The following is a 1,383-nucleotide window of genomic DNA, read 5'->3' as shown; positions in this document are numbered from 1 at the left end:
TTAGATGGAATGGTCGCCTCCCGCCTTAGCGGTCTGTCCGGCGCCGCGGTCTCGCGTCAGGAACGTGCGACATTGCGGATTCGGCAGTCCTGCCGTCAAGGAGAATCAGATGGAACCCACGATCATTGCCATCGATCTGGCTACGCGCGTCTTCCAGATCCATTTCGTCGATTCTGACACCGGCGCAATCCACAGCAAGGTTCTCAAACGCGCGCAGTTGCTGCCGTTCTTTGCCAACCGGCCAGAGTCGCGTGTAGTGATGGAGGCCTGTGGCAGCGCTCATCACTGGGCACGGCAGTTGGCGCGGCTTGGCCACGATGTCCGGCTCATTGCAGCGCAGTTCGTGCGGCCGTTCGTCAAGTCGAACAAGAACGACGCGGCGGACGCAGCGGCAATCTGGGAAGCTGCGCAGCGTCCGGGCATGCGCTTCGTGGCCGTGAAGACAGAACACCAGCAGGCCATGCTCGCGCTTCACCGGATGCGACAGCAACTCGTACGGTTCCGCGTCATGCAGGTCAACCAGATGCGCGGTCTGCTGTACGAGTTCGGCGTGATTCTGCCGCAGGGTCGCCGTGCCTCGATCGAGGCCGCCAGAGCTGCACTCGCAACGCTGGCAGACCAGTTGCCGGCGATGCTCACGGAAAGCCTCCAGGACCAGCTCTCACGAATGCTCGTGCTCGACGAACAGATCGGGCGCATCGAGCAGCGCATTATCGAATGGCGACGCAATGACGAAGCATGTCTGCGTATCTCGGAGATTCCTGGTGTCGGGCTGCTTACGGCCACCGCCGCAGTCTCTGTGATCGGTCAGGCGAAAAACTTCCGGTCTGGGCGTGAATTTGCGGCTTACCTCGGCCTGGTGCCCAGTCAGAACAGTTCAGGCGGCAAGATCAGGCTCGGCGGCATCAGCAAACGTGGCGACGTGTATCTACGGACGCTACTCATACACGGTGCCCGAGCTGTCATCTCAAGTTCGAAGCACCTGCCCGAACGATTGCGCCTCCTGCTAACGCGGCGTCCGACGAACGTGGTCGCTGTTGCACTGGCCAACAAGATCGCGCGAACGATCTGGGCATTACTCGCCTATGGGCGAACGTATCAGGCGACGCCAGTGCACTGACCATGCATCAAGGCATTTAACCTCATCAACGGTTGCACAGGTGTATTGAACGATGGCAAGACAGGTTGGACCGCGCAAGGGCAAGCCTGAGACATTTCTCGGACTTCGAGTCCGCTCATTTAGATTAGGACCTTTGCGGCGAAATCCATCGGGGCCGGCGGGCACGTCCCGCGATCGAGTCCGGATATAAGTCCGCAACCACCCTCCTCGCCACGCACAATCTCCTTGCAAATGGGAGGCGACCATATAAGAAATGTCCGGTT

At 60.0% G+C, this 1,383-nt stretch carries 1 protein-coding gene; it reads left to right on the top strand.

The window, feature by feature from the left end; translation table 11 throughout:
• Positions 1–109 precede the first annotated feature (109 nt).
• Entirely contained in the window at positions 110–1,120 is a 1,011-nt protein-coding gene (locus tag PQQ53_RS34900; RefSeq protein WP_408329270.1) for an IS110 family RNA-guided transposase, read from the top strand.
• The last annotated feature ends 263 nt before the right edge of the window (positions 1,121–1,383 follow it).

Source organism: Paraburkholderia strydomiana, from assembly GCF_046030495.1.
GTDB classification, from domain to species: domain Bacteria; phylum Pseudomonadota; class Gammaproteobacteria; order Burkholderiales; family Burkholderiaceae; genus Paraburkholderia; species Paraburkholderia strydomiana_A.
Note: the sequence above shows the minus strand (reverse complement) of the source record. Positions and strands in the feature narration are given on the sequence as shown.

Coding starts and splice junctions, on each gene's coding strand:
- PQQ53_RS34900 (WP_408329270.1), top strand. CDS start 110: ATGGAACCCACGATCATTGCCATCGATCTGGCTACGCGCGTCTTCCAG.